This is a genomic window from Mesorhizobium vachelliae (genome assembly GCF_033977325.1).
GTDB classification, from domain to species: Bacteria; Pseudomonadota; Alphaproteobacteria; order Rhizobiales; family Rhizobiaceae; genus Mesorhizobium; species Mesorhizobium vachelliae.
On the sequence record NZ_JAVIIR010000008.1, the window covers coordinates 270328 to 293518 of the forward strand.

23 protein-coding genes are annotated in these 23191 nt (G+C 63.9%); 16 read left to right on the top strand and 7 right to left on the bottom strand.

Annotated features, from left to right (window positions below):
* Window positions 1–108 precede the first annotated feature (108 nt).
* Window positions 109–1020, top strand: a complete 912-nt coding sequence (locus RFM41_RS19020) for a DUF535 family protein (protein WP_320245059.1) — start codon at window positions 109–111, stop codon at window positions 1018–1020.
* A gap of 416 nt (window positions 1021–1436) precedes the next feature.
* Window positions 1437–2582 carry a hypothetical protein gene (locus tag RFM41_RS19025; RefSeq protein ID WP_320245060.1) on the top strand — a complete coding sequence of 382 codons (1146 nt, stop codon included), beginning with the start codon at window positions 1437–1439 and terminating at the stop codon, window positions 2580–2582.
* Between the two features lie 29 nt (window positions 2583–2611).
* On the opposite strand, the gene dprA is transcribed toward RFM41_RS19025, so the two are convergent.
* From dprA to RFM41_RS19045, 4 genes are all read right to left on the bottom strand, one after another.
* On the bottom strand, window positions 2612–3739 hold the full coding sequence (dprA, locus tag RFM41_RS19030) for a DNA-processing protein DprA (protein WP_320245061.1): 1128 nt from the start codon (window positions 3737–3739) through the stop codon (window positions 2612–2614).
* Window positions 3736–4317: a glycerol-3-phosphate 1-O-acyltransferase PlsY gene (gene plsY, locus RFM41_RS19035; RefSeq protein WP_320245062.1), complete on the bottom strand. Its 582-nt coding sequence runs from the start codon at window positions 4315–4317 to the stop codon at window positions 3736–3738. The genes dprA and plsY overlap by 4 nt, the downstream gene beginning before the upstream one ends.
* A gap of 286 nt (window positions 4318–4603) precedes the next feature.
* Window positions 4604–5890, bottom strand: coding sequence for a dihydroorotase (locus tag RFM41_RS19040; RefSeq protein WP_320245063.1), 1287 nt, complete (start codon window positions 5888–5890; stop codon window positions 4604–4606).
* Window positions 5887–6867, bottom strand: a complete 981-nt coding sequence (locus tag RFM41_RS19045) for an aspartate carbamoyltransferase catalytic subunit (protein WP_040987214.1) — start codon at window positions 6865–6867, stop codon at window positions 5887–5889. The genes RFM41_RS19040 and RFM41_RS19045 overlap by 4 nt, the downstream gene beginning before the upstream one ends.
* Before the next feature lie 201 nt (window positions 6868–7068).
* Here RFM41_RS19045 and RFM41_RS19050 point away from each other — a divergent pair, with 201 nt between their 5' ends.
* The 3 genes from RFM41_RS19050 (at window position 7069) to RFM41_RS19060 (ending at window position 9800) form a co-directional block, all read left to right on the top strand.
* Window positions 7069–8697: a DNA alkylation response protein gene (locus tag RFM41_RS19050; RefSeq protein ID WP_320245064.1), complete on the top strand. Its 1629-nt coding sequence runs from the start codon at window positions 7069–7071 to the stop codon at window positions 8695–8697.
* Between the two features lie 204 nt (window positions 8698–8901).
* The gene (locus tag RFM41_RS19055; protein ID WP_320245065.1) at window positions 8902–9459 is read left to right on the top strand and encodes a hypothetical protein; all 558 of its coding nucleotides are present in this window, start codon (window positions 8902–8904) and stop codon (window positions 9457–9459) included.
* Window positions 9459–9800: a DUF6105 family protein gene (locus tag RFM41_RS19060; RefSeq protein WP_320245066.1), complete on the top strand. Its 342-nt coding sequence runs from the start codon at window positions 9459–9461 to the stop codon at window positions 9798–9800. The genes RFM41_RS19055 and RFM41_RS19060 overlap by 1 nt, the downstream gene beginning before the upstream one ends.
* On the opposite strand, the gene ruvX is transcribed toward RFM41_RS19060, so the two are convergent.
* Window positions 9742–10224: a Holliday junction resolvase RuvX gene (gene ruvX / locus RFM41_RS19065; protein ID WP_320245067.1), complete on the bottom strand. Its 483-nt coding sequence runs from the start codon at window positions 10222–10224 to the stop codon at window positions 9742–9744. The two genes, RFM41_RS19060 and ruvX, sit on opposite strands and share 59 nt — an antisense overlap.
* Before the next feature lie 118 nt (window positions 10225–10342).
* Here ruvX and RFM41_RS19070 point away from each other — a divergent pair, with 118 nt between their 5' ends.
* The 5 genes from RFM41_RS19070 to RFM41_RS19090 all read left to right on the top strand — a co-directional run bounded on the left by RFM41_RS19070 (window position 10343) and on the right by RFM41_RS19090 (window position 14403).
* A complete protein-coding gene (locus RFM41_RS19070; protein ID WP_320245068.1) occupies window positions 10343–11050 on the top strand; it encodes a metal-dependent hydrolase in 708 nt (235 codons plus the stop codon).
* A 211-nt stretch (window positions 11051–11261) separates the two neighbouring features.
* Window positions 11262–11549, top strand: coding sequence for an Asp-tRNA(Asn)/Glu-tRNA(Gln) amidotransferase subunit GatC (gatC, locus tag RFM41_RS19075; RefSeq protein WP_320245069.1), 288 nt, complete (start codon window positions 11262–11264; stop codon window positions 11547–11549).
* A 3-nt stretch (window positions 11550–11552) separates the two neighbouring features.
* Window positions 11553–12014: a GNAT family N-acetyltransferase gene (locus RFM41_RS19080; RefSeq protein ID WP_320245070.1), complete on the top strand. Its 462-nt coding sequence runs from the start codon at window positions 11553–11555 to the stop codon at window positions 12012–12014.
* A complete protein-coding gene (locus RFM41_RS19085) occupies window positions 12011–13576 on the top strand; it encodes an amidase (RefSeq protein WP_320245071.1) in 1566 nt (521 codons plus the stop codon). The genes RFM41_RS19080 and RFM41_RS19085 overlap by 4 nt, the downstream gene beginning before the upstream one ends.
* 29 nt (window positions 13577–13605) lie before the next feature.
* Window positions 13606–14403 (top strand): YdcF family protein, encoded by a 798-nt coding sequence (locus RFM41_RS19090; protein ID WP_320245072.1) that lies wholly within the window; start codon window positions 13606–13608, stop codon window positions 14401–14403.
* Here the strand turns inward: RFM41_RS19090 and RFM41_RS19095 are convergent.
* The gene (locus RFM41_RS19095; protein WP_320245073.1) at window positions 14376–15095 is read right to left on the bottom strand and encodes a DUF599 domain-containing protein; all 720 of its coding nucleotides are present in this window, start codon (window positions 15093–15095) and stop codon (window positions 14376–14378) included. The two genes, RFM41_RS19090 and RFM41_RS19095, sit on opposite strands and share 28 nt — an antisense overlap.
* A 180-nt stretch (window positions 15096–15275) precedes the next feature.
* Here RFM41_RS19095 and RFM41_RS19100 point away from each other — a divergent pair, with 180 nt between their 5' ends.
* From RFM41_RS19100 to RFM41_RS19110, 3 genes are all read left to right on the top strand, one after another.
* Entirely contained in the window at window positions 15276–16679 is a 1404-nt protein-coding gene (locus RFM41_RS19100; protein ID WP_320245074.1) for an L-serine ammonia-lyase, read from the top strand.
* 84 nt (window positions 16680–16763) lie between these two features.
* Window positions 16764–17201, top strand: a complete 438-nt coding sequence (locus RFM41_RS19105; RefSeq protein WP_320245075.1) for a DUF1489 family protein — start codon at window positions 16764–16766, stop codon at window positions 17199–17201.
* Between the two features lie 119 nt (window positions 17202–17320).
* Window positions 17321–18019 carry a J domain-containing protein gene (locus RFM41_RS19110; RefSeq protein ID WP_320245076.1) on the top strand — a complete coding sequence of 233 codons (699 nt, stop codon included), beginning with the start codon at window positions 17321–17323 and terminating at the stop codon, window positions 18017–18019.
* 42 nt (window positions 18020–18061) lie between these two features.
* Here RFM41_RS19110 and RFM41_RS19115 read toward each other — a convergent pair whose 3' ends face one another.
* Window positions 18062–19474, bottom strand: a complete 1413-nt coding sequence (locus tag RFM41_RS19115) for a D-alanyl-D-alanine carboxypeptidase (RefSeq protein ID WP_320245077.1) — start codon at window positions 19472–19474, stop codon at window positions 18062–18064.
* A 288-nt stretch (window positions 19475–19762) separates the two neighbouring features.
* On the opposite strand from RFM41_RS19115, the gene RFM41_RS19120 reads away from it, so the two are divergent.
* The 3 genes from RFM41_RS19120 (at window position 19763) to clpA (ending at window position 23168) form a co-directional block, all read left to right on the top strand.
* On the top strand, window positions 19763–20092 hold the full coding sequence (locus RFM41_RS19120) for a phasin family protein (RefSeq protein ID WP_320245078.1): 330 nt from the start codon (window positions 19763–19765) through the stop codon (window positions 20090–20092).
* Between the two features lie 277 nt (window positions 20093–20369).
* Entirely contained in the window at window positions 20370–20696 is a 327-nt protein-coding gene (gene clpS / locus RFM41_RS19125) for an ATP-dependent Clp protease adapter ClpS (protein WP_246674561.1), read from the top strand.
* 6 nt (window positions 20697–20702) lie between these two features.
* Window positions 20703–23168 (top strand): ATP-dependent Clp protease ATP-binding subunit ClpA, encoded by a 2466-nt coding sequence (clpA, locus tag RFM41_RS19130; RefSeq protein WP_320245079.1) that lies wholly within the window; start codon window positions 20703–20705, stop codon window positions 23166–23168.
* Window positions 23169–23191: the final 23 nt, after the last annotated feature.

Sequence of the window (23191 nt, forward strand, 5' to 3'; positions counted from 1 at the left end):
AGAACTGGTTCTGATGAACGGACCTAGCCGTCCTTGAAGTCTTGCCGTCGGCGATCACCAGAGAAGTATTATCCTTGGCGTCGCGCCGAATAGAATTATGGGGCAGCGGTGTCGTCACGTCGAGACAGGCGAGCGCCTTCCGCTTTCCGTCGCAGGCTTAACGAGGGGGTTCATACGGTCAAGTGGGCCGCCCTTCGGTGGTTCTATCGTCGGGATATCGCCGATGTCGGGCTGAAGCTCGGCGCCGAGCCCTTCGCTCCAATCCTCGATCGTTATCCGGAGATCCCACTCAAGGTTGTCCGCCCCTATCTGACAGTGGGATTGAAGCGCGGCAATCGCGCCGCGGCTGTGGTCGGCCACTACACCGCAGCGGCCCGTTTGCTGAGCGATGCCGCGCTGGTTGAGAGCCACACCAACGGTCTGGAATTGTTCGCCGTCGACACCTCAGCAGGGAAAGTTACGGTGGAACTGGGCGGCCAGGACGGCCTCTACAGGGAGGCGGAATGGCGTCTCATCCTTTGTCTGGATCACCGGCCGATTACCGAAATGGGATTGGCGATCGTCGACAGGTCGCTGCTGTGTATCGAGGGAACAGGCGAGGCCCTTTGGATCGGTGTGCTCAAGAGTGTTGCGGCCGGAGCACAAGGCCTTGAGGACGCCCGTATCCTGACGAGCGCCATGGAGGGCATGCGGCCGAAAACACTGCTCCTTCTCGTGGCGCAGGTGCTTGCCCGGTCTCTGAACCTTTCCGGTCTCTTTGCCGTGTCGAATGCGGGTCATGTTTTTGCAACCGACTACAGTTTGCGTCGGCGCATCTCCGCCGACTATGACGGTTTCTGGACGGAGTCCGGCGGGCTTCGGACAAAACCCTCGATGTTCGCCATGCCCACCGCAAAAGCGCAGCGCGAGATTGCCGAGTACAAGCCCAACAAACGGGCACGGGTTCGCAGGCGATGGCGTCTGGAGGATCAACTTACCGATCAGGTAAGGGAGGCAATCCAGCCCCTGCTCCGGAAATAACCGCGCTTCGCGTCATTGCTGGCCTGCTTGACGCCCTTGGCAATCGGAACAAAAACCACTCGCGCCCGTTCAATTGCGGAAGGGACCGCAATTTGGGATGCGGATACAGTGGACGTACTGAATTTGGAACTGGCCAGGGCCAGGCAGAGCGTAAAGCGCGCAGAGACTTCTCTCAATCATGCAAAGGAAATGCTGGACGGGGACTGTGGCGTAGGGATCAACCTTGCGCTGTGCAGTCGCATAAGGTCGGAACAGAGGCGCGTGGCAGAAGCCAGAAAGCGGCTGATGAAGATCGCGCCCGCCACCTCGACCTGACCCGTTTGGCACCCGAACCGGCGTACCTAGTCCATGGGCCAACCTTGTCCATGGGAAGAGGTCATGGTTAAACTCGGGCCTCCGAAGGAGGAGGCTCCAGGATGGCACTTGACCTTTCGGTAGAGACCACGGCCCGTAAAGCGGCGACGCCGCCTGGCAAATATCTGTTCAGCCCGGTCGCCGATTTCCTGATGCTCGGCGGCAGCGCGTTTCTGATCCTGCCGGTGCTCTTCTTCGTGCCGCGTGAGTACGAAGGTCCATTAGCCGCGACGATGGTTGTCGTGGCCTATCTGGTGAATTATCCGCACTTCGCCCATTCCTATCAGATCTTCTATCGCAATTTCGGCCGCAAGGCGCGTGGCGACGGCTACGACCGAAGCCTGCAGCTTCGCTACATTTTCGCCGGCGTCATCGTTCCGGCGATCATGGCCCTGTTCTTCGCCTATGGCGCGGCAACGTCGAACACGCGGCTGCTCGGCTTCGCGGCCAACGCGATGTTCTTCTTCGTCGGCTGGCACTACGTCAAGCAGGGCTACGGCATGCTGATGGTCGACGCGGTCTTGAAACGCAAATTCTTCGATGGGCGCGATAAGAAGGTGCTGCTCATCAACAGCTACGCTGTGTGGATCCTGGCCTGGCTGCAGACGAACACGGCCGTGACGCAAGGACAATATTACGGCCTTCAGTATTACACCTTCGCCGCGCCTTCATGGATCACCGACATTGCCTTGGCGGCAGCTGTCGCATCGACAGCGGCCACGCTCCTGATGCTGGCCAGCCGTTGGCGAAAGAATGGCGGCGGCCTGCCGTATAACGGCATCGTTGCTTATGTCGCGTCCCTCTATCTCTGGATCCTGATTGCCAGGATAAACCCGCTCTGGCTGCTGGTGGTGCCGGCGCTGCACTCGCTGCAATATCTGGCCGTGGTGTGGCGCTATCAGACCAATGTCGAGCGTGACGTCTCGGATGCGGCGCGGGATCCGGAGCCAAAAATACTATCCGTCCTCGGCCCTCGCTACAGGTTGCGGGTGCTGGGATTCATCATCGGCGGTGGGGCGCTTGGCTATCTCGGCTTCTGGCTGATTCCGTTCCTGCTGACCGCGCTGGTGCCCTACGACAGCCAGGTGCTTGGTTCCTCGCTGTTCTTCTTCATCGTGCTGATCTTCATCAACGTGCACCACTATTTCCTCGACAATGTGATGTGGCGTCGCGGCAATCCGGAAGTGTCCAAATATCTGTTCCGGTAGGACCTCAAACCCGAACTGAGGGCTGCAGGTCACGCGATCAGCGACACATTCCCGCCGGCGTGACGCTCGATCCGTCCCGCCAGGTCGAGTTCCAGCAGAACCATCGCAATCTGCGCGGCGCTGAGGCCGGTGTGGCGGATGATGTCGTCCACCGCGGTCGGCGTAGGCCCAAGCGCTTCGAGCACATCGGCGCGGTCGTTCTCGCCGGGCGGCGGCATGGCCGACATGTCGGGCGCCTCGGCAAGCGGGAGGGTTCTTGGAAGCCGGATGCCGGCAAGCGGCGCCAGCGCGCCGAGCACATCGGCGGCTTCGGTGACGAGCGTGACGCCGTCCTTGAGCAGCGCGTTGCAGCCGGCCGCACGCGGATCGAGCGGCGAGCCCGGCACGGCAAAAACCAGCCGGCCCATTTCATTGGCGAGGCGGGCGCTGATCAGCGAACCGGAGCGCTGCGCCGCCTCGACCACCACGAGGCCGAGCGCCATGCCGGCGACCAGGCGGTTGCGGCGCGGAAAATCCTGAGCGCGCGGCTGCCAGGCGAAGGGCATTTCCGAAACGATGGCGCCGCCGCGATCGGCGATCTCGTCGCACAGGCCGGCATTTTCAGGCGGGTAGGGGACATCGATGCCGCCGGCCAGCACGCCGATGGTGCCGGTCGAAACGCTGCCTTTATGCGCGGCCGTGTCGATGCCGCGCGCCAAGCCGGAAACGATGGCGTAGCCTTCGCGGCCGAGATCGGCCGCCAGCATGCGCGCCATCTTGATGCCGGCCAGCGAGGCGTTGCGGGCGCCGACAATCGCCACCGCCGGCAAGCGGAAGACCGCGCCTTCGCCTTTCACCGCCAGCAGCGGCGGCGGATTGTCCAAGGTCTTCAGCAAGGGCGGATAATCGGCCTCGCCGATGCCGACGAAGCGGGCGCCGGCGCGCCGGGCGGCTTCCAGCTCGGCTTCGGCCTCGGCGGCGGAGGGGACGCGGACGATGCGATTGGCGCCGCCGGAGATCATCAGCTCGGGCAGCATCTCGAGCGCCGCTTCGGCCGAACCGAAGCGGTTGATCAGTTCGCGAAACGAGGCAGGGCCGACATTGGGCGTGCGGATCAGACGAAGCCAGGCAAGCCGCTGCCGGTCGCTGAGGCGCGGGCCGGCGGCCGGAGCGCTCATCCCTTCGCCCCGATCTTGCCTTCGGCGCCTGCCAGCAGCCGCGAGATGTTGGCGCGGTGCTTGATGAAGACGATCAGGCTCATCAGCGCGAACAGGCCGGCAATCTGCGGCGTGCTCATGAAATAGAGCGCGATCGGCACAACCACCGCGGCCGCCAATGCGGCCAGCGAGGAGTAACGGAACAAGAAGGCCATAGCGAGCCAGACGACGGCGAAGACGAGCATGCCTTGCCAGGCAAGGCCGAGCAGCACGCCCAGATAGGTTGCGACGCCCTTGCCGCCCTTGAAGCCGAGCCAGATCGGGAAGAGATGGCCGAGGAAAGCGCCGAAGCCGGCCAACAGCCCGAAGTCGGGCGAAAAATGTCCGGCGATCAGTGCGGCAGCGGTGCCTTTCAGCGCATCGAGCAGCAGCGTGGCGGCAGCTAGCCCTTTATTGCCCGTCCTCAGCACATTGGTCGCCCCGATATTGCCGGAGCCGATCTTGCGGACGTCGCCGAGCCCGGCCGCACGGGTGATCAGGAGCCCGAACGGGATCGAGCCGAGCAGATAACCGAAGATGAGCGCAATCGCGTAACCCATTGTTTCCCCCTTATTTCCTGTCGCTCCAACTGCCCTCTATGGTTGAGATATAGTGCATTGCGCAACTTTAGTTTGCAAGGGCGGGCGCTGCTCAGGCATCGGTTGGCCATAATGGTAGAGTCGGGAGGGTTCGCCAAGCAACTCCGTGCGGGCAGGCTCGGCAGAGTTCAAAGCGACGGGTGGTCTAGATCAGGATGACGTTTCGTTGAACCGCCATCCTGATCTAACTCTTTGTTGGAGCATGATCTTCTCCGAAAAACCGGTTCCCACTTTTCGGGATCAAGCTCTAAGCAGAAAACACCGTGCGGCCCGCGACCATCGTTTGCAAGACCTTGCCCTGCAGGCGCGCGCCTTCGAAGCAGGTGTTCTTCGAGCGCGAGTGAAGGCCGCTTTCGCTGACGATCCACGGCTCGTCGAGATCGACGACCGCGAGATCGGCCGGCGCGCCCGGCTGCAGCGTGCCGCCCGGCAGGCCGAACAGTTTTGCCGGCGCGGTGGACAGCGTCTCGATCAGCCTCAACAGCGGCACATCGCCATTGTGGTAGAGCCGAAGTGCGGCGCCAAGCAGTGTCTCCAGCCCGATCGCGCCGGCGGCGGCATCGGCGAAGGGCAGGCGCTTGGTGTCGACGTCCTGCGGGTCGTGCGAGGAGACGATGATGTCGATCGTGCCGTCCTTGATCGCCTCGATCATCGCCAGCCGGTCGTCATCGGCGCGCAAGGGCGGGGTCAGCCGGAAGAAGGTGCGGTATTCGCCGACATCGTTCTCGTTGAGCGACAGATTGTGGATGGCAACGCCGGCCGTGACGTTGGCGCCGTCGGTCTTTGCCCGGTTCACTGCGCCGGCCGCCATCGCGGACGAGATCTTTGCCGCGTGGTAGGCGCCGCCGGTCAGCCGGGCCAATGCAAGGTCGCGCTCGAGCGGGATAAGCTCGGCCTCGCGCGGAATGCCTGACAGGCCAAGCCAGCTCGCGTAAAGGCCCTCGTTCATCACGCCGGACGAGGCGAGGTCGGCATCCTGGGTCTCATGCGCGATCACGCCGCCGAAATCGCGGGCATAGGTCAGCGCGCGGCGCATGACCAGCGCATTGGCGATCGTGTGGCGGCCGTCGGTATAGGCGACGGCGCCGGCCTCGCGCAGCAGGCCGAACTCGGTCATCTCGCGGCCTTCGAGACCCTTGGTGATCGCGGCAGCCGGAAAGATGTTGACGCTTGCGGTGTCACGCGCGGTGCGCAGCACGAACTCGACCAGCGCCACATTGTCGATCACTGGGTCGGTGTCGGGCATCATGACGATCGAGGTGACGCCCCCCGCTGCCGCCGCCACGCTTGCCGAAGCGATGGTCTCACGATGCTCGCCGCCGGGCTCGCCAATGAAGACGCGCGCGTCGACAAGGCCTGGAATGATCGTCTTGCCGGCGCAGTCGACGACGGTGGCGCCTTCCGGCACGCCCTGGTTCAACGCGGCTTTTCCGGCCGCGACGATCTTGCGGCTGTCGACGATGACGCTGCCGATCTCGTCCACGCCGCGCGAGGGGTCGACAATGTGCGCCTTGCTGAAGACGGTCATGCTCATGCGCCGCGCCCCTCATGGTTGCGGCCGTCATTGTTGCGACGAGGGTCAAGCAGCGCTTCCATCACCGCCATGCGTACGGCGACCCCCATCTCGACCTGTTCCTGGATGACGCTTTGCGGTCCGTCGGCGATCTCGGAGGCAATCTCGACGCCACGGTTCATCGGGCCGGGATGCATGACCAGCGCATCGTCCTTGGCCGCTTTCAGCTTTTCCGCATCAAGGCCGAAATAGCGGAAATACTCGCGGATCGACGGCACGAAGGCGCCTTCCATGCGCTCACGCTGCAGGCGCAGCATCATGACCACATCGGCGTCTTTCAGCCCTTCGGCCATCGAGCGCGCGACGATCACGCCCATCCTGTCGATGCCGGACGGGAGCAGTGTCGAGGGTGCGACGACGCGCACCTGCGCGCCAAGCGCGTTCAAGAGCATGATGTTGGAGCGGGCAACGCGCGAATGCAGGATGTCACCACAGATCGCCACGATCAGCTTCGACAGCGGCCCCTTGGCGCGGCGGATGGTCAGTGCGTCGAGCAATGCCTGCGTCGGGTGCTCATGCGCGCCGTCGCCGGCATTGACCACCGAGCAGCCGACCTTCTGGGCGAGCAGCGCTGCCGCCCCGGCCGACTGGTGGCGGATGATGAGGATGTCGGGACGCATGGCGTTGAGCGTCATGGCCGTATCGATCAGCGTCTCGCCCTTCTTCACCGAGGAGCTTGCCACCGACATGTTCATGACGTCGGCGCCGAGACGCTTGCCGGCTAGCTCGAAGGACGACTGCGTGCGGGTCGATGCCTCATAGAAAAGGTTGATCTGGGTGCGGCCGCGCAGCGTCGAGGTCTTCTTTTCCGACTGCCGTGAGATCGCCACGGCTTGGTCGGCCCGGTCGAGCAACAGCTCGATGTCGGCCGGGGAAAGATCGCGGATGCCCAGAAGATGGCGGTGGGGAAAGAGCGGCAGGGACGAAGCGTCGGTCATCTCAAGGCGCTGCTATAGGGTGCGGTCCGGCCTGCCGCAAGCGCCAGCTTTGGATTGCGGGCGTTCTCCCCGGTATTTTCGTCGCGCGCCTTGTGTGGCTTGGGCTATAAGGCCCAATGGCTTCGGATTCGCGACCGCGGCCCTGGAAATGGTAAGGACCTCTCGGCCAACTTGTAGGATTGGGCAACTGAAGGATTGGGCGTGACCGACGAGGTGATCAACCAGCCGCCGCCTTTGGCGGGCGGCAACGCATGGCGGGGCGATCCGCTGCTCATTCAGCTTGCCGAGCGTTTTTCCGATCCCGTGCGCAAGGATCTCGACGGGCTTGGCCGGTTCGTGATGACGCAGGAGGCGCAGGAGCTTGCCCGCCTCGCCAACACCGACACGCCGAAATTGCGGACGCATGACCGCCAGGGCCGGCGCCTCGATCTGGTCGAATACCATCCGGCCTATCATGCCCTGATGCGCCGCTCGATTGCCGGCGGCCTGCATTCTTCCGTGTGGGAAAACGGCGATGCCGAGATCGGCCGCCGCCATCAGGTGAGGGCTGCACGCTTTTATCTGACCGCGGAACTCGAGACAGGGCATCTCTGCCCCATCACCATGACCAGCGCCTCGCTGGCGGCGTTGATGGCGAGCCCGAAGCTTTTTCGCGAATGGGCGCCGCGCGTGACGACGCGCAAATACGACCAGACGCAGAAGCCGCCGGTGCAGAAGACCGGGCTGACGCTCGGCATGGGGATGACCGAGAAGCAGGGCGGCACCGATGTGCGCGCCAACACCACCAGGGCGGAGCGCACGGGCAGCGGCTTCTACCGGTTGACCGGGCACAAATGGTTCATGTCGGCGCCGATGTCGGATGCCTTCCTGGTGCTTGCCCAAGCATCGGAGGGACTGTCCTGCTTCCTCGTTCCGCGCATCCTGGGCGACGGTTCGGGCAACGGCTTCCGCTTCCAGCGGCTGAAGGACAAGCTCGGCAACCGTTCCAACGCCTCCTCGGAGGTGGAGTTCGTCAATGCGATCGGCGAGATGGTCGGCGACCCGGGCGCCGGCGTGAAGACGATCATGGACATGGTGACGCTGACCCGGCTCGACTGCGCGGTCGCGTCTTCGGCGCTGATGCGGGCAGGGCTCGCCGAGGCCGTGCACCACACGCGCCATCGCCAGGTGTTCGGCTCCAACCTGATCGACCAGGCGCTGATGCAGCGGGTTCTGGCCGACATGGCGCTCGATGTCGCTGCGGCCACGGCCCTGTCGTTCCGGCTGGCGCGCTCCTTCGACGAGGCGGCCAGCGATCGCGGCGAGGCGGCCTTTGCCCGCGCCATGACGCCTGTGGTCAAATACTGGGTCTGCAAGATCGCGCCGGCGCTGCTTTACGAGGCGATGGAATGCCTTGGCGGCAACGGCTATGTCGAGGAAGCGCCGCTTGCCCGCTATTATCGCGAGGCGCCGGTCAACGCGATCTGGGAGGGCTCTGGCAATGTCATGGCGCTCGACGTGCTGCGCGTGCTCGGCCGCGCGCCCGGCCTGTTCGAGGAAGTGCTTGCCGGCATCGACCGTGATCTCGGCACCGGCGGGCGCGGCACCATCGGCGTATTGAAGGCTGCCATGCAGGTCGCCGCGACCGACCAGGGATCGGCGCGGCTGCTCACCGAACAGCTTGCGCTGTCGGCCGCGGCGGCGGAGCTTCGCCGGCTGGGAGCAGGGAGGATCGCCGACGCCTTCGTCGAAACGCGCCTCGGCGGCCAGTGGCGCACCACCTACGGCATGCTCGATTCGCGCCACGACGCGCGCATGATCATCGACACGCTCTACCCGCCGGTGACGTGATCCGGCTTTAAATCAAAGAGCATGTTGCCGAGAACCGCTTCGCACTTTCGGCATCATGCTCCAAAGCTGATTGCCGATCTGTGGATAGCTGTTAACCTTAACAAATGGTTTCCATTGCGGTGGGCTGCTGCAAGGCCCAATCTCCGCCTGCTGGAGTAGGGAAAGGTTAACCATGACGTCCCGGGCTCCGCCAGCGGGAAGCATATGCGGCACGTGTTGAGCTCAGTTCTGGCCTTGCATTGGGCGGTGGTTTTCGCCCTGCTTGCCTATATCTGCATGGACGGCAGCCGCGGCTTAGCGGCGGCACTTGGTGTGCTTGGCCTCCCGGTCCAGGCCAACCGGTTTCCCGGGCTTGAAAATGTTGCCGTGCTGGCGCCGCTTTCGATCGCGCTCCTGACCGTCGCGGTGTTGTTCTGCTGGGCCTTCGTCGAAACGCTGCTGAACGCGGCGGCAAGGCCGGACGCGGGCGAGAGCGTGGCGCGGATCGCCTTCATCGCGGCATCGTTCCTCCTTTCGCTGATCCTCATCGGCGGCGTGGCGCAAGGCATAAACGGCCTGTTCATGATTGTCGCCATCCAGATGACGGCGCTGCTTGCTTCCTACGTCGCCGTGCTGGCCGAACGCCGCTCCACCTTCGCTGCGATGAATTTGCCCGAGGGCGATGTTCGCGCCGCCTCGCGCATGGCGATGGGCGCTGCGCACAGTTCGCTCCTTTCCCGCATATCCGGCCGTCCGGAAAGCAAGCCAGGAGGCAGCCGCTGATGCGCACGATATTCACACTCTGGGCTGCTCCAATGGCCATCTTCTGGGGATGGTTCTTCCTGTCGGCCAACGATATGAATTTCGGCTACGTGATGCTGAGCCGACAGGTGCACGATTTCGCCTTCCAGCTTTATGGCCAGATGCTCGGCATCGATCCGGCTATCATCCCGGGCATGGTGGCGCGGACCTGCGTTTTCGACTTTTTCCTGCTCATGGGGCTCTGGGCCTTCCGCCGCCGGCGCGACATCGCCGCATGGATAAGGCAGCGCCGGCAGGGCGATATCAGTTCCGATCGGCTCGGCCGAGCGACTGAAGCCGGTCCAACGCTCCCTGCAGAATAAAGGCGGCGGCCGCCGAATCGATCTTGCCGGCGCGCTTCCTGCGCGAGAAATCCATCTCGATCAGTGTCCGCTCGGCCGCGACCGTGGACAGCCGCTCGTCCCACAGCACGAAGGGCAGGTCGGAAAGCGGCGCCATGTTGCGGACGAAGGCGCGCGATTTTTGCGCACGGGGTCCTTCCGACCCGTCCATGTTGACCGGAAGGCCGAGCACGATCGCGCCGACATTGTCCTTATCGAGCTGAGCGAGCAGTTGGGCGGCATCGGCTGAGAATTTCTTGCGCAGGATGACCGGGCGCGGGTGGGCGAAGGACAGGCCGCGGTCGGAAACGGCCACGCCGATCGTCTTGTCGCCGAGATCGAGCCCAGCGAGCGTCTTGCCGCCGGCAAGCCGCTCCGGCAGATCCTCGATTGAAATAATGCCCAAACGGCTTTTCCTGACATCCAGGCGCCACACATCCTTTTGACGGTGGAGAGCGCCGCGCTACTTTCAATTTGCAGCCAGCGTTCTATCCTTCGACAACGGAAAAATCGAGGAAGCATTCATGAAACTGACTTGGTATGGACATTCGGCATTCCGCGTCGAGACCAAGGACGCCACCATTCTCATCGACCCCTATCTGGTCGGCAATCCGTCCTGGACCGGCGGCTGGGAAGGGCCGGCGGAAGGCGTGACCCACGTTCTCCTGACCCATGGCCATAACGACCATGTCAGCGGCTCGGTCGAGGTGTTGAAGAAAAGCGGCGCCATGCTGGTCGCCAATTTCGAGATCTGCATGTTTCTCGTCGGCCAGGGCGTCAGCGGCGACAAGATCAATCCGGGCAATATCGGCGGCACCGTCGATTGTGGCTCGTTCACCACGACCTTCGTCCAGGCGCTGCACTCATCCTCTTTCGGCGGCGAAGGCGGCAGCAATACCTATCTGGGGAACCCGGGCGGGCTCGTCCTGCATTTCCCCGAAGACAAGACGCTCTACCATATGGGCGACACCGACATCTTCTCCGACATGGGCCTGATCAACGAGTTGCACGAGCCGAAGGTCGGCATCGTGCCGATCGGCGACCGCTTCACCATGGGCGGCGCGGTGGCGGCCCTTGCCTGCCGCCGCTTCTTCGGCTTCGATACCGTCGTTCCCTGCCATTTCAGGACCTTCTCGATGCTCGACCAGACCGCCGACAAGTTCGTCGCCGGCATGGAAGGCTCGGGCGTCAAGGTGGCGCTGCCGGAGATCGGCAAGGCGATCACCATCTGAGCCGCGCTCTCTGAAAGCGCGTTGCGATCGTTCGATCCGCTTCATGCAGCTCGGGTTTTGGTTACGGATGACTTGTCTCGAAGCCGGCTCCCACTTCAGGAGATCTGCTTCAGGCGACGCTGGGGCTGGCCGCGGCCCCAACATGATCCATGTTGCGCGCCAAGCGCCGCGCCGCTATAGCCCGCACTGGTTTTTCCCGAGGCGATAGAACATGTCCGTTGATCTTCAGACCGTGAAGCGCGTCGCGCACCTTGCCCGTGTTGCGGTGAGCGAGGAGGACGCCGAGCGCATGACCGGCGAATTGAACGCCATCCTCGGCTTCGTCGAACAATTGAACGAGGTCGATGTTTCGGGCGTCGAGCCGATGACCTCCGTCACGCCGATGGAGATGAAGAAACGCCACGATGTCGTCACCGACGGCAACAAGCCCGCCGACATCGTCGCCAACGCGCCGGCAACGGAAGAGAACTTCTTCCTCGTTCCGAAGGTGGTGGAGTAGGCCGTGGCTGTCGAGATCGCCGTCGAAACGCCTTTGCAGGACGACGTGCGCGCGCTGGTCGCCGAGCTCAATGCCGCGCTGCTCGAGCTGACGCCGCCCGAGCACTGCTATCATCTCACTGTCGAGCAGATGGCGGGCAAGGATACGACGGTGTTCATCGCCCGCGACAACGGCCTTGCCGTCGGCTGCGGCGCGCTCAAGCGCCATGATGATGCGGTCGGCGAGGTCAAGCGCATGTATACGCGGCCTTCGCATCGCGGCCGCAAGATCGGCGCCGAGATCGTCGGACGGGTCGAGGCGCTTGCCCGGCAGGAAGGGCTGACGCGCCTGGTGCTTGAAACTGGCGATCGGCACCCCGCCGCCTGGACCGTCTATGAGCGCGCCGGATTCTCGCGTTGCGGACCGGTGCTGGATTATCCCGACTCCGAGTGGTCGGTGTTTTACGAAAAGAGCCTTGCCCGATGAGCGATCTCACACATCTCACCATTTCCGAGGCCCGCGCCAAGCTGCGTGGCAAGGAGATCACCGCGGCCGAGATCACGGAGGCCTATCTTTCGGCGATCGATCGCGCGAATCCCGTGCTCAATGCCTATGTGGCCGTCACAGCCGACAAGGCGCGCGACATGGCGAAGAGTTCCGATGCCAGGCTCACCAAGGGCGAGGGCGGCGCGCTGGAGGGCATTCCGCTCGGCATCAAGGACCTGTTCGCCACCGAAGGCATCCACACCCAGGCCTGCAGCCACGTGCTGGACGGCTTCAAGCCGCGCTACGAATCGACCGTGACCAGCAATCTTTGGGCAGACGGCGCGGTGATGCTCGGCAAGCTCAACATGGACGAGTTCGCCATGGGCTCGTCGAACGAGACCTCCTATTACGGCCCGGTGATCAATCCGTGGCGGCGCTCGCGCCTGCAGACCACGGTCAAGCCGACCATCCATGACGGCGGCGGCGGCTTCGTCGTGCCCGGCGGCGTCGAGCAGAGCCGCACCTACGACAACATGCAGCTGGTGCCGGGCGGCTCGTCCGGCGGTTCGGCAGCGTCCGTAGCCGCTTTCCTGTGCGCCGGCGCAACCGCCACCGACACCGGCGGCTCGATCCGCCAGCCCGCGGCGTTCACCGGCACGGTCGGCATCAAGCCGACTTACGGGCGCTGCTCGCGCTGGGGCATCGTCGCCTTCGCTTCCTCGCTCGACCAGGCCGGGCCGATCGCGCGCGACGTGCGCGATGCCGCCATCCTGTTGAAGTCGATGGCGTCCGTCGATCCGAAGGACACGACCTCGGTCGACCGCCCGGTGCCGGACTATGAAGCGGCGATCGGCAAGCCGATCAAGGGCATGAAGGTCGGCATTCCGAAGGAGTATCGCGTCGAGGGCATGCCCGAAGATATCGAGGCGCTCTGGCAGCAGGGCATCGCCTGGCTAAAGGACGCCGGGGCCGAGATCGTCGACATCTCGCTGCCGCACACCAAATATGCCTTGCCGGCATATTACATCGTGGCGCCCGCCGAGGCCTCGTCGAACCTCGCCCGCTATGACGGCGTGCGCTACGGCCTGCGCGTGCCCGGCAAGGACATCGTCGACATGTATGAGAAGACACGCGCCGCCGGTTTCGGCCGCGAGGTCAAGCGCCGCATCATGATCGGCACCTATGTGCTGTCGGCGGGCTATTACGATGCCTATTACCTGCAGGCGCAGAAGGTGCGCACGCTGATCAAGCGCGACTTCGAGAACGTCTTTGCCGCCGGCGTCGACGTCATCCTAACGCCCGCGACCCCATCGGCCGCCTTCGGCATCGCTGACGAGGACATGGCCTCCGATCCGGTGAAGATGTATCTCAACGATATCTTCACCGTGACGGTGAACATGGCGGGCCTTCCCGGCATTTCCGTGCCGGCCGGCCTGGACGGCAAGGGTCTGCCGCTCGGCCTGCAGCTGATCGGCCGCCCGTTCGACGAGGAAACGCTGTTCCAGACGGCCAACGTCATCGAGCAGGCGGCGGGCAAATTTCAGCCGGAAAAGTGGTGGTAGTGTCGTCCCCTCCGACAAGAGGGTGAGGGATGTTCTACTATCTTTCGAAAATCTTCTGGTTCTTCGGCCAACCGATCAACCTGGCGATCTTCCTGCTGCTCGCCGGCCTGTTGGCAGCGCTGTTCGGACGCCGCCGGCTGGCGGCAACGGGCAGCGTGCTCGGCATCGCGATCCTGGTTCTTTCAGCCTGGACGTCGGTCGGCGCGATGATGCTCAATCCGCTGGAAGAACGCTTCCCCAAGCCGCCACTACCTGAAAAGGTCGACGGCATCGTCGTGCTTGGCGGCGGCTTCGAGGGCGCCATCAATCTCGTGCGTGGCGGCTATGAGCTGAACAGCGGCGGCGATCGCATGGTGGAGACGGCGATCCTCGCAAGGCGCTTTCCGCAGGCGAAAATAGTCGTGTCCGGCGGCAATGGCTCGCTTTTCCTCGACGGCGAGGGCGATGCGGATACGGCACCGCGCCTGCTAAGCGCGCTTGGCGTCTCCGCAGATCGCATGATCCTCGAGGACAAATCGCGCAATACCTACGAGAACGCGGTGTTCTCGCGACGGCTCGTCGAGCCGAAGCCGGGCGAGACCTGGCTGCTGATAACCTCTGCTTTCCACATGCCGCGCGCCAAGGCGCTGTTCGACAAGGCAGGTTTTGCGACCATCCCATGGCCGGTCGATTATCGCACCTCGGGCAAGGAAGGCGTCGGATTCTTCCGCGACAATCCGGTCGACTCGGTGCAGGCGACCACCATCGCTGTCCGCGAATGGATCGGGCTTTTCGCCTACCGGCTCTCCGGCAGGATCGATCAGTTCTTTCCCGGACCGGGCGGCTGACCGAGCACGGCCTGCCGCGCCGCCGAGAAGAATTGGCGGCGCACCAGCACGGCCAGAAGCACCAGCGTCGACACCACGAACACGATCGGGTCGACGAACCAGCCGAGATAACCGATCGAGAAGAAGACGGCGCGCAGGCCGGAGTTGAAGTGCTTGCCGGCGAGCACGTTCATGCGCGTCGCCCGCCACACCGCCGTTTCGCTGACCGGATTGCGCGAAGCCGGGCCATGCGGGGTCGGCACCGCGCCGATCAGGATCGAGCAATAGTTGAACAGCCGGTAGGCCCAGCCGAACTTGAAGAAGGCAAAGGCGAGAATCAGCACCAGGCCGAACACCTTGGTCTGGAAGGCTTCGCGCGACGAAGCCGCGCCGAAGGGCAGGTCGGCCAGAACCTGCAGCACGCGGTCGGAGGCGCCGAGCAGGGCAAAGCAGCCGCCGAGCGCGATCAGGGAAGACGAGGCAAAAAAAGCGGTGCCTTGCTGCAGGCCGCCCATGATGGCGGTGTCGACGATGCGGATTTCGCGCTCGGCCATATTGCGCATCCAGGCCTCGCGCTGGGCGTTCATCGCGGTCGTCAGCGAGACGCGGCTGATCAGCCTGCCGTCAGAGGCCTGCGTATGCAGCACCCAGACGACCAGGAAGAAGGTCAAAGCCGCCAGATCTGCCATTGAAAGGTGGAGTGAGTCGCCCATGCGTTCTTGTAACACGGGCCGAGCCGGCGCTTCGACAGGGGCGTCCAAGCTGTCGGCAGCGATGTCGCTGGCAGAGCAAACAAGGTCGGTAGCCGCCGCGCCGCAATTTGCAAAACAGCGGAAACATCCCGGGAATTCCTATATGTAAGCCTTGATCGGCCTCCAGGAGACAACGGCCCCGTGTTCCTTTCGGTTTTCGACCTGTTCAAGATCGGCATCGGCCCATCGAGCTCGCACACGATGGGCCCGATGACGGCCGCGCGCCGGTTCCTCGACGAGATCCTGACCGGCGATTGGCCACGGCCGGCCGGCGTCAAGGTCGATCGCATTGGCGCCAGCCTGCATGGCTCGCTTGCGTATACCGGCATCGGCCACGGCTCGGACCGCGCTGTCATCCTCGGCCTGGCAGGCCAGACGCCGCAGACGGTCGACCCGGACGAGGCCGACGGCATCGTCGCGCGCATCGGCGCGGAGAAGCGGATTTCACCGCCAGGGCACCCGACATATCGTTTCGATCCCGCCAAGGATCTTGCGCTCGACCGCAAGACACCGCTGACCGGCCATGCCAACGGCATGGCCTTCTATGCCTATGACGCATCCGACCGGCTGCTGCTCAAGCGCATCTACTACTCGATCGGTGGCGGCTTCGTCGTTTCCGAGGAAGAGCTGCAGCGCATCAAGGCCAAAGGCTCGGTGACGACCGAGGGCAAGAAGGTGCCGTATCCGTTCAAGAATGCCGTCGAGATGCTGGCGATGGCGGCAAAGAGCGGGCTTTCGATCGCCGAGATGAAGCGCGCCAACGAAGAAAAGCACATGTCGCGCGAGCAGCTCGACGAAGGCCTCGACGCGATCTGGGGCGCGATGAAAGGCTGCATCGACCGGGGCCTGTCGCAGGACGGCATCATGCCGGGCGGGCTGAAGGTGCGCCGCCGCGCGCGGCAACTGCATGACAAGCTGCAGGAGCAGTGGCAGCAGAACCGCCCCAATCCCTTGCTCGCCAATGACTGGCTGTCGATCTACGCCATGGCGGTCAACGAAGAGAATGCCGCCGGCGGGCGCGTTGTGACTGCGCCGACCAACGGTGCTGCCGGCACGCTACCGGCGGTGCTGCGCTACTGGCTGCATTTCCATCCCGAAGCCGACCAGCCGAGCATCCGCGACTTCCTGCTGACCGCTGCTGCCGTCGGCGGCATCATCAAGTCCAACGCCTCGATCTCAGGCGCCGAAGTCGGCTGCCAAGGCGAGGTGGGTTCCGCTTCGGCCATGGCGGCGGCGGGCCTGTGCGCCGTCATGGGCGGCACGCCCGAGCAGGTCGAGAATGCCGCCGAGATCGCGCTCGAGCATCATCTCGGCATGACCTGCGATCCTGTCGGCGGCCTGGTGCAGGTGCCCTGCATCGAGCGCAACGCGCTCGGTGCGGTGAAGGCCGTGACGGCCGCCTCTTTGGCCATCAAGGGTGACGGCACGCATTTCGTGCCGCTCGACGCCGCGATCGAGACCATGCGCCAGACCGGCCTCGACATGAACGAGAAATACAAGGAAACCAGCCTCGGCGGCCTGGCCGTGAACGTGGTCGAGTGCTGAGGCCTTACCGAGAGCCCAGACTGGCCCTGTGGAGAAGTCGCTCAAGACGTTGACGCGTCGACCCTTGCGGCTAAATCTTGGGGCATGTCACTCAATCTCATCAAACTGTGTGTCGGCTGCGATAGCGTCGAGGACCTCGAGGAGTGGATCGCCTTCCGTCTCGATGAGCGGCGTCGCGCGGGCGAGCCGGCCGAGCATTGGCACACCACGCGCATGGTGCCGACGCGCGGCGGGGAGATCACCGATGGCGGCTCGCTCTATTGGGTGATCAAGGGCAGCGTGCAGTGCCGGCAGCTGATCACCGAGATCAGGCCCTTTACAGACGGCGAAGGCATCGGCCGCTGTCATCTGGTGCTCGATCCCGAGGTGGTGCGCACCGACTGGCAGCCGCGCCGAGCCTTCCAGGGCTGGCGTTATCTCAAGCCCGCCGATGCGCCGGCCGACCTCGGCAAGGGCAGGGCGGCGCTCGCCGAGATGCCGCCGAAGCTCAGGCTGGAACTCGCCGAACTCGGTCTGCTCTAACGCGGCTTGAGTATTGTCCCGGAGCTGGCCCTTCGGCTCGCCCGATGTGGGACTTGCAAGCGCGGGAGCTCGGTCCCATCCTATTCTATGCTCAGTCATTTCCGTGGCAGTGCTAATCGATGGGCGTGATCCTTGTTTTGGCAGCGGTGCTCGTGGTGCTTTTCGGCGCCGCGTTGCTCTTTGTGCGCGCGGATGCGGCAAGGATGGCCGACGGTCTGAGATCGCTTGGCCCTGCCTTCCTTGGGCTGGTCGGCGCGCCCATGCTGATCTTCGGTCGCAGCCTAATCGGCGGACTGCTTCTGCTGGCAGCGCTGGCCTGGGTCGGCTGGATACGCACGAGGCGGCCGGCGGCAAGGGCGGCGGCGTCCAAGCACTCGACGGTGCGCACCGCTGCGCTCGAAATGGACCTTGACCACGACAGCGGCAAGCTCGAGGGGCTTGTCCTGGCCGGACGTTATGAAGGCAAGATGCTGGGAGCAATGGGGCTGACGGACCTGCGCCAGCTTCATGGCGAGCTCAGCCCCGATCTGGAGAGCCGCCAGCTTTTAGAGACGTATCTTGACGGCCGTTTTCCCGTCTGGCGCAAGGACGCGCAGCCGCACGGTGGCGAAGGGCTGGGTGTTGCGCCAGGTGCGGGCGCCATGACTAAGGAGGAGGCCTACAAGGTCCTTGGTCTTGAAGCGGGGGCTGCCGCGGCGGATATCCGCAAGGCGCACCGCCGCCTGATGCAGCGCTTGAACGCCGATGTCGGTGGCACGTCTGTCCTGGCGGCGCGGATCAATGAAGCCAAGGATGTCTTGCTCTCCAATCACGATTAGTCTCCTTCGACGCCGGACCTTCCGGGAGATTTCAACGGCCGCCTACTGCTCGACGGCGTAGCACGAGATTTTCTTCCGCTTCAGCGCATCGCAGGCCTTCCAGGCGGCGTCCTTCGAGCCGAAGCCGCCGAAGCGGGCGCGATAAAAGGTGGTGCCGTCCTTGTCGAAGGCGACGGTGAAGCCCGATGCATCCGCCAGGACCCTCGGCGCCTGCTTGGCTGTCTGGTCGAGAAGGCTCTGAGCTCCAGATTTCGTGGGCGAGGATGCAACCTGAACCACCCAGCCGGACGGCACCGACGACGTCTTGACCGGATCGATCGCCGGCGCGGCAGGCGCCGGCTCGGCATAGGCGGCGACGCTGGTGTCCTCGGATTTGGGAGCCGGCGCCATGGCTGCTACCGCGACAGTCTTGACCTTCCTGGCCTGGAGCACCGGCTTGGTCTCTTCCGCGACCTGCTGGGTGTCGTCCTCGACGTCATCGGCTGAGGCAACGACAGCGTCATCCGTTGCCGGCTTGGCGTCCGGCGTCGGCGCGTCATGCTTGGGCAGGAAAACCTTGGCCAGCGTCTTAATCGGGTTGTCGTTGCCCTTGGCGATGAGATCGCCGCTGCCGCGCGTCGAGGCGCGCGGCAGATAGGTGTTGATCAGCGCGGCCATCTGGTTGTCGCGGCTGCGCCCGGAGGCGCCGCCCATCACCACCGCGACGAGGCGGCGATCGCCATCGGCGACGGAGGAAACGAGGTTGAAGCCCGAGGCGCGGGTATAGCCGGTCTTGATGCCGTCGACGCCCTTGATGCGGCCAAGCAGGCGGTTGTGGCCGTTGATGCGCTGGCGGCCATACAGGAACGAGCGCTGAGAGAAGTAGCCGTAATATTGCGGGTAGTGCTCGCGCAGCGCGATGCCCAGCATCGCCATGTCGTGTGCCGTGGTGAACTGGCCGGGGTCGGGCAGACCGTTGGCGTTGCGGAAGACGGTGCCGTTCATGCCGAGCTGGCGCGCCTTGGCCGTCATCATGCGGGCGAAATTGTCTTCGCTGCCGCCGAGCATCTCGCCGAGCGCAGTGGCCGAGTCGTTGGCCGACTTGGTCACCATCGACAGGATCGCCGTCTCGACCGGAACCGAGCCGCCGGCGCGCACGCCAAGCTTGGTCGGAGGCTGGGCCGCGGCATGCGCCGAGTACGGCACCGGCGTGCTCTTGCTGATCCTGCCTTTCGCCAATGCCTCGAAGGTGAGGTAGAGCGTCATCATCTTGGTGAGCGAGGCCGGATAGCGCCGGCCGTTGGCATCGGCCGAATAGAGCACCTTGCCAGTCTTGGCGTCGACGACAATGGCCGAGGACCTTGCGGCCATCGCTGACGCCATATCGGCGACGACAACCGTCACCGCGAGCGCGGCGATCATGATTGCCTTGAGGGAGAAAGATTTGGAGACAAGCCCCGACAACGCCTGACGCACCGCTACAACCCTGAAATTTTCGTTGCCCCGGAGGCGGCTAACGGAGTGCCCACCTCGCTTCCGGCCAAGCTATCGCGCCCAGCGTTACCAATCCGTTTATGGTAACCGTCGCGTTCACTATTTTTCGGCAAATCGAGCTTCTCTTTAATCGAATTTTATCGGCCGCCGGCCTCGAAGCCCATGCGTGCCAAGGGATTCTTGACTTTTGTGCGTTGCACAATATATTGGAGTGCATTGCACAAGGGCGCCCGGGGCAAAAAGGGCGTTTCAACCAAAGGGAAGTATGAAATGACCCAGACCTATGAGGACTTCGCGAAATACGGCAAGGAGTTCACCGACACCGGGCTGAAGAGCTTTGCGTCGCTCACCAAGGGCGCGCAGGCGATCGCCACCGAAGCCGGCGAATACACCAAGAAGAGCTTCGAGGCCGGCAGCGCCGCCTTCGAGAAGCTGTTCTCGGCCAAGTCGATCGAGAAGGCCGTCGAGATCCAGGCCGATTACGCCAAGCAGAGCTATGAGAGCTTCGTGGCCGAGGCCAGCAAGATCGGCAACCTCTATGCCGAGCTCGCCAAGGAAGCTTACAAGCCGTTCGAATCGGTGGTCGCCAAGGCGAAGTAATTTCGTCCGGCAATAGCCGATACGGCCAGCCGGCCTACGGAAAGGACCCGGTCGCGGAAACGCGGCCGGGTTTTTTCATGCGCGGTCGCAACCCAACGCACCTTGCAGCATTCACGATTGAGAAATTCGCTGAGGTTTGCCCACCTAGCCATATTGTCAGCTAAACAGAAGGGCTTAAAATCGTCCATCGAGAACCTACATGTTGAACTCGCATGAGGATTCGAAAAGGCTGGACTACGTGACGATCGGTTTGACTGCCACGACAGACGTCGTGCGAATGCAAGGTGACGGAGACCGCAACGATCCCGGTCGCGGCACCGCTGTCATCACACGCACCAAAACCAAGACCAAGAAGCCCAGTCTCTACCGGGTCCTCATCCTGAACGACGACTACACTCCGATGGAGTTCGTCGTTCACGTCCTGGAACGCTTTTTCCAAAAGGACCGCGAAGCCGCCACACGCATCATGCTTCATGTTCACAATCATGGAGTGGGCGAGTGCGGCATCTACACATTCGAGGTGGCCGAGACCAAAGTGTCCCAGGTCATGGATTTCGCCCGACAGAATCAGCATCCGCTGCAATGCGTGATGGAGAAGAAGTGAGGTAACATGCCGGCTTTCTCCCAAGGCCTGGAAAAGGCGCTACATCAGGCGCTGACATTCGCCAACGAGCGGCATCATGAGTATGCGACGCTCGAACATCTGCTGCTCGCCCTGATCGACGACACCGAGGCGGCCGCCGTCATGCGCGCCTGCAACGTCGATCTCGACGAGCTCAAGCATACGGTTCTCACCTATATCGACACCGAGCTCGACAACCTCGTCACCGGTTACGACGAGGATTCGAAGCCGACGGCAGGCTTCCAGCGCGTCATCCAGCGCGCCGTGATCCACGTGCAGTCGTCCGGCCGCGAGGAAGTGTCCGGCGCCAATGTGCTCGTCGCCATCTTCGCCGAGCGCGAGAGCCACGCCGCCTATTTCCTGCAGGAACAGCAGATGACCCGCTACGACGCGGTCAACTACATCTCGCATGGCATCGCCAAGCGCCCAGGCGCTTCGGAATCGCGCACGCCGCGCGGCGCCGAGGACGAGCAGGGCGGCCAGAACGGCGCCGAGCCGCAGGAAGAGGGCGGCAAGAAGAAGCAGCAGGACGCGTTGACGGCCTATTGCATCAACCTCAACAACAAGGCGCGCGCTGGCAAGATCGACCCGTTGATCGGCCGCGACAGCGAGATCAACCGCACCATCCAGGTGCTGTGCCGCCGTTCCAAGAACAACCCGCTCTATGTCGGCGACCCTGGCGTCGGCAAGACGGCGATCGCCGAAGGGCTGGCCAAGCGCATCGTCGAGGGCGACGTGCCGGAAGTGCTGCAGGACGCCACCATCTTCGCGCTCGACATGGGCACGCTCTTGGCCGGCACCCGTTATCGCGGCGACTTCGAGGAGCGGTTGAAGCAGGTCGTGAAGGAGCTCGAGGACTATCCGGGCGCGGTGCTGTTCATCGACGAGATCCACACCGTGATCGGGGCCGGCGCCACTTCGGGCGGCGCCATGGATGCGTCGAACCTTCTGAAGCCGGCGCTGTCGTCCGGCGCGATCCGCTGCATCGGCTCGACCACCTACAAGGAGTTCCGCCAGTTCTTCGAGAAGGACCGCGCGCTGGTGCGGCGCTTCCAGAAGATCGACGTCAACGAGCCGACCATTGAGGACGCCATCGAGATCATGAAGGGCCTGAAGCCCTATTTCGAGGAGTTCCACAAGGTCCGCTACACCAGCGAAGCCATCAAGGCCTCGGTCGAGCTGTCGGCCCGTTACATCAGCGACCGCAAGCTGCCGGACAAGGCGATCGACGTGATCGACGAGACCGGCGCCTCGCAGATGCTGGTGCCGGAGGCCAAGCGCAAGAAGACGATCGGCATCAGGGAGATCGAGGCGACGATCGCCACCATGGCGCGCATCCCGCCGAAGACGGTTTCGGCCGACGACGAGAAGGTGCTGCAGGGCCTCGATGTCGAGCTGAAGCGCGTCGTCTACGGCCAGGACACCGCGATCACCGCGCTGACCTCGGCGATCAAGCTGGCGCGCGCCGGCCTGCGCGAACCGGAGAAGCCGATCGGCTCCTACCTGTTCTCAGGGCCGACCGGCGTCGGCAAGACGGAAGTGGCCAAGCAGCTTGCCGCCTCGCTCGGCGTCGAGCTGATCCGCTTCGACATGTCGGAATATATGGAACGCCACACCGTCTCGCGGCTGATCGGCGCGCCTCCCGGCTATGTCGGCTTCGACCAGGGCGGCCTGCTCACCGACGGCGTCGACCAGCATCCGCATTGCGTGCTGCTGCTTGACGAAGTCGAGAAGGCGCATCCGGACCTGTTCAACATCCTGTTGCAGGTGATGGACCACGGCAAGCTGACCGACCACAACGGCAAGCAGATCGACTTCCGCAACGTGATCCTGATCATGACCACCAATGCGGGCGCGTCGGATGCGCAGCGCGCGGCGATCGGTTTCGGTTCGACCAAGCGCGAAGGCGACGATGTCGAGGCGATCAACCGGCTGTTCACGCCGGAGTTCCGCAACCGTCTCGACGCGATCATCCCGTTCGGCTCGCTGCCGGTGCCGGTGATCCATCAGGTGGTGCAGAAGTTCGTCATGCAGCTCGAGGCACAGCTCTCCGAGCGCGGTGTCACCTTCGACCTGTCGCCGGACGCGATCGCCTGGCTGGCCGACAAGGGTTATGACGAGCGCATGGGCGCGCGTCCGCTCGGCCGCGTCATCCAGGAGCACATCAAGAAGCCGCTGGCCGACGAGGTGCTGTTCGGCAAGCTCAAGAAGGGCGGCACAGTGCGTGTCACCGTCGAGAAGAAGGAAACCGGCGAGTCCGGCCTGAAGCTCGAATCGCTCGCCGACGAGTCGCCCGTGCAGCCGAAGAAGGAAGAGCCGGAAGACGCGCCGAAGCCGAAAAAGGCGGTGGCCAAGAAGCCTGCGCCCAAGAAGGCCGTGGCGCAGAAGCCGGAGCCGAAGGGCAAGGACGGCAACAAGCGCAGCCTTGTGCCTCAGCTGCCGCGCAAGGGCTGACAAGCGCTCGCTTGAAATACAAA

Coding starts and splice junctions, on each gene's coding strand:
- RFM41_RS19025 (WP_320245060.1), top strand. CDS start 1,437: ATGGCACTTGACCTTTCGGTAGAGACCACGGCCCGTAAAGCGGCGACG.
- dprA (WP_320245061.1), bottom strand. CDS start 3,739: ATGAGCGCTCCGGCCGCCGGCCCGCGCCTCAGCGACCGGCAGCGGCTT.
- plsY (WP_320245062.1), bottom strand. CDS start 4,317: ATGGGTTACGCGATTGCGCTCATCTTCGGTTATCTGCTCGGCTCGATC.
- RFM41_RS19040 (WP_320245063.1), bottom strand. CDS start 5,890: ATGAGCATGACCGTCTTCAGCAAGGCGCACATTGTCGACCCCTCGCGC.
- RFM41_RS19045 (WP_040987214.1), bottom strand. CDS start 6,867: ATGACCGACGCTTCGTCCCTGCCGCTCTTTCCCCACCGCCATCTTCTG.
- RFM41_RS19055 (WP_320245065.1), top strand. CDS start 8,902: ATGCGGCACGTGTTGAGCTCAGTTCTGGCCTTGCATTGGGCGGTGGTT.
- RFM41_RS19060 (WP_320245066.1), top strand. CDS start 9,459: ATGCGCACGATATTCACACTCTGGGCTGCTCCAATGGCCATCTTCTGG.
- RFM41_RS19070 (WP_320245068.1), top strand. CDS start 10,343: ATGAAACTGACTTGGTATGGACATTCGGCATTCCGCGTCGAGACCAAG.
- gatC (WP_320245069.1), top strand. CDS start 11,262: ATGTCCGTTGATCTTCAGACCGTGAAGCGCGTCGCGCACCTTGCCCGT.
- RFM41_RS19085 (WP_320245071.1), top strand. CDS start 12,011: ATGAGCGATCTCACACATCTCACCATTTCCGAGGCCCGCGCCAAGCTG.
- RFM41_RS19090 (WP_320245072.1), top strand. CDS start 13,606: ATGTTCTACTATCTTTCGAAAATCTTCTGGTTCTTCGGCCAACCGATC.
- RFM41_RS19095 (WP_320245073.1), bottom strand. CDS start 15,095: ATGGGCGACTCACTCCACCTTTCAATGGCAGATCTGGCGGCTTTGACC.
- RFM41_RS19105 (WP_320245075.1), top strand. CDS start 16,764: ATGTCACTCAATCTCATCAAACTGTGTGTCGGCTGCGATAGCGTCGAG.
- RFM41_RS19110 (WP_320245076.1), top strand. CDS start 17,321: ATGGGCGTGATCCTTGTTTTGGCAGCGGTGCTCGTGGTGCTTTTCGGC.
- RFM41_RS19120 (WP_320245078.1), top strand. CDS start 19,763: ATGACCCAGACCTATGAGGACTTCGCGAAATACGGCAAGGAGTTCACC.
- clpS (WP_246674561.1), top strand. CDS start 20,370: ATGCAAGGTGACGGAGACCGCAACGATCCCGGTCGCGGCACCGCTGTC.
- clpA (WP_320245079.1), top strand. CDS start 20,703: ATGCCGGCTTTCTCCCAAGGCCTGGAAAAGGCGCTACATCAGGCGCTG.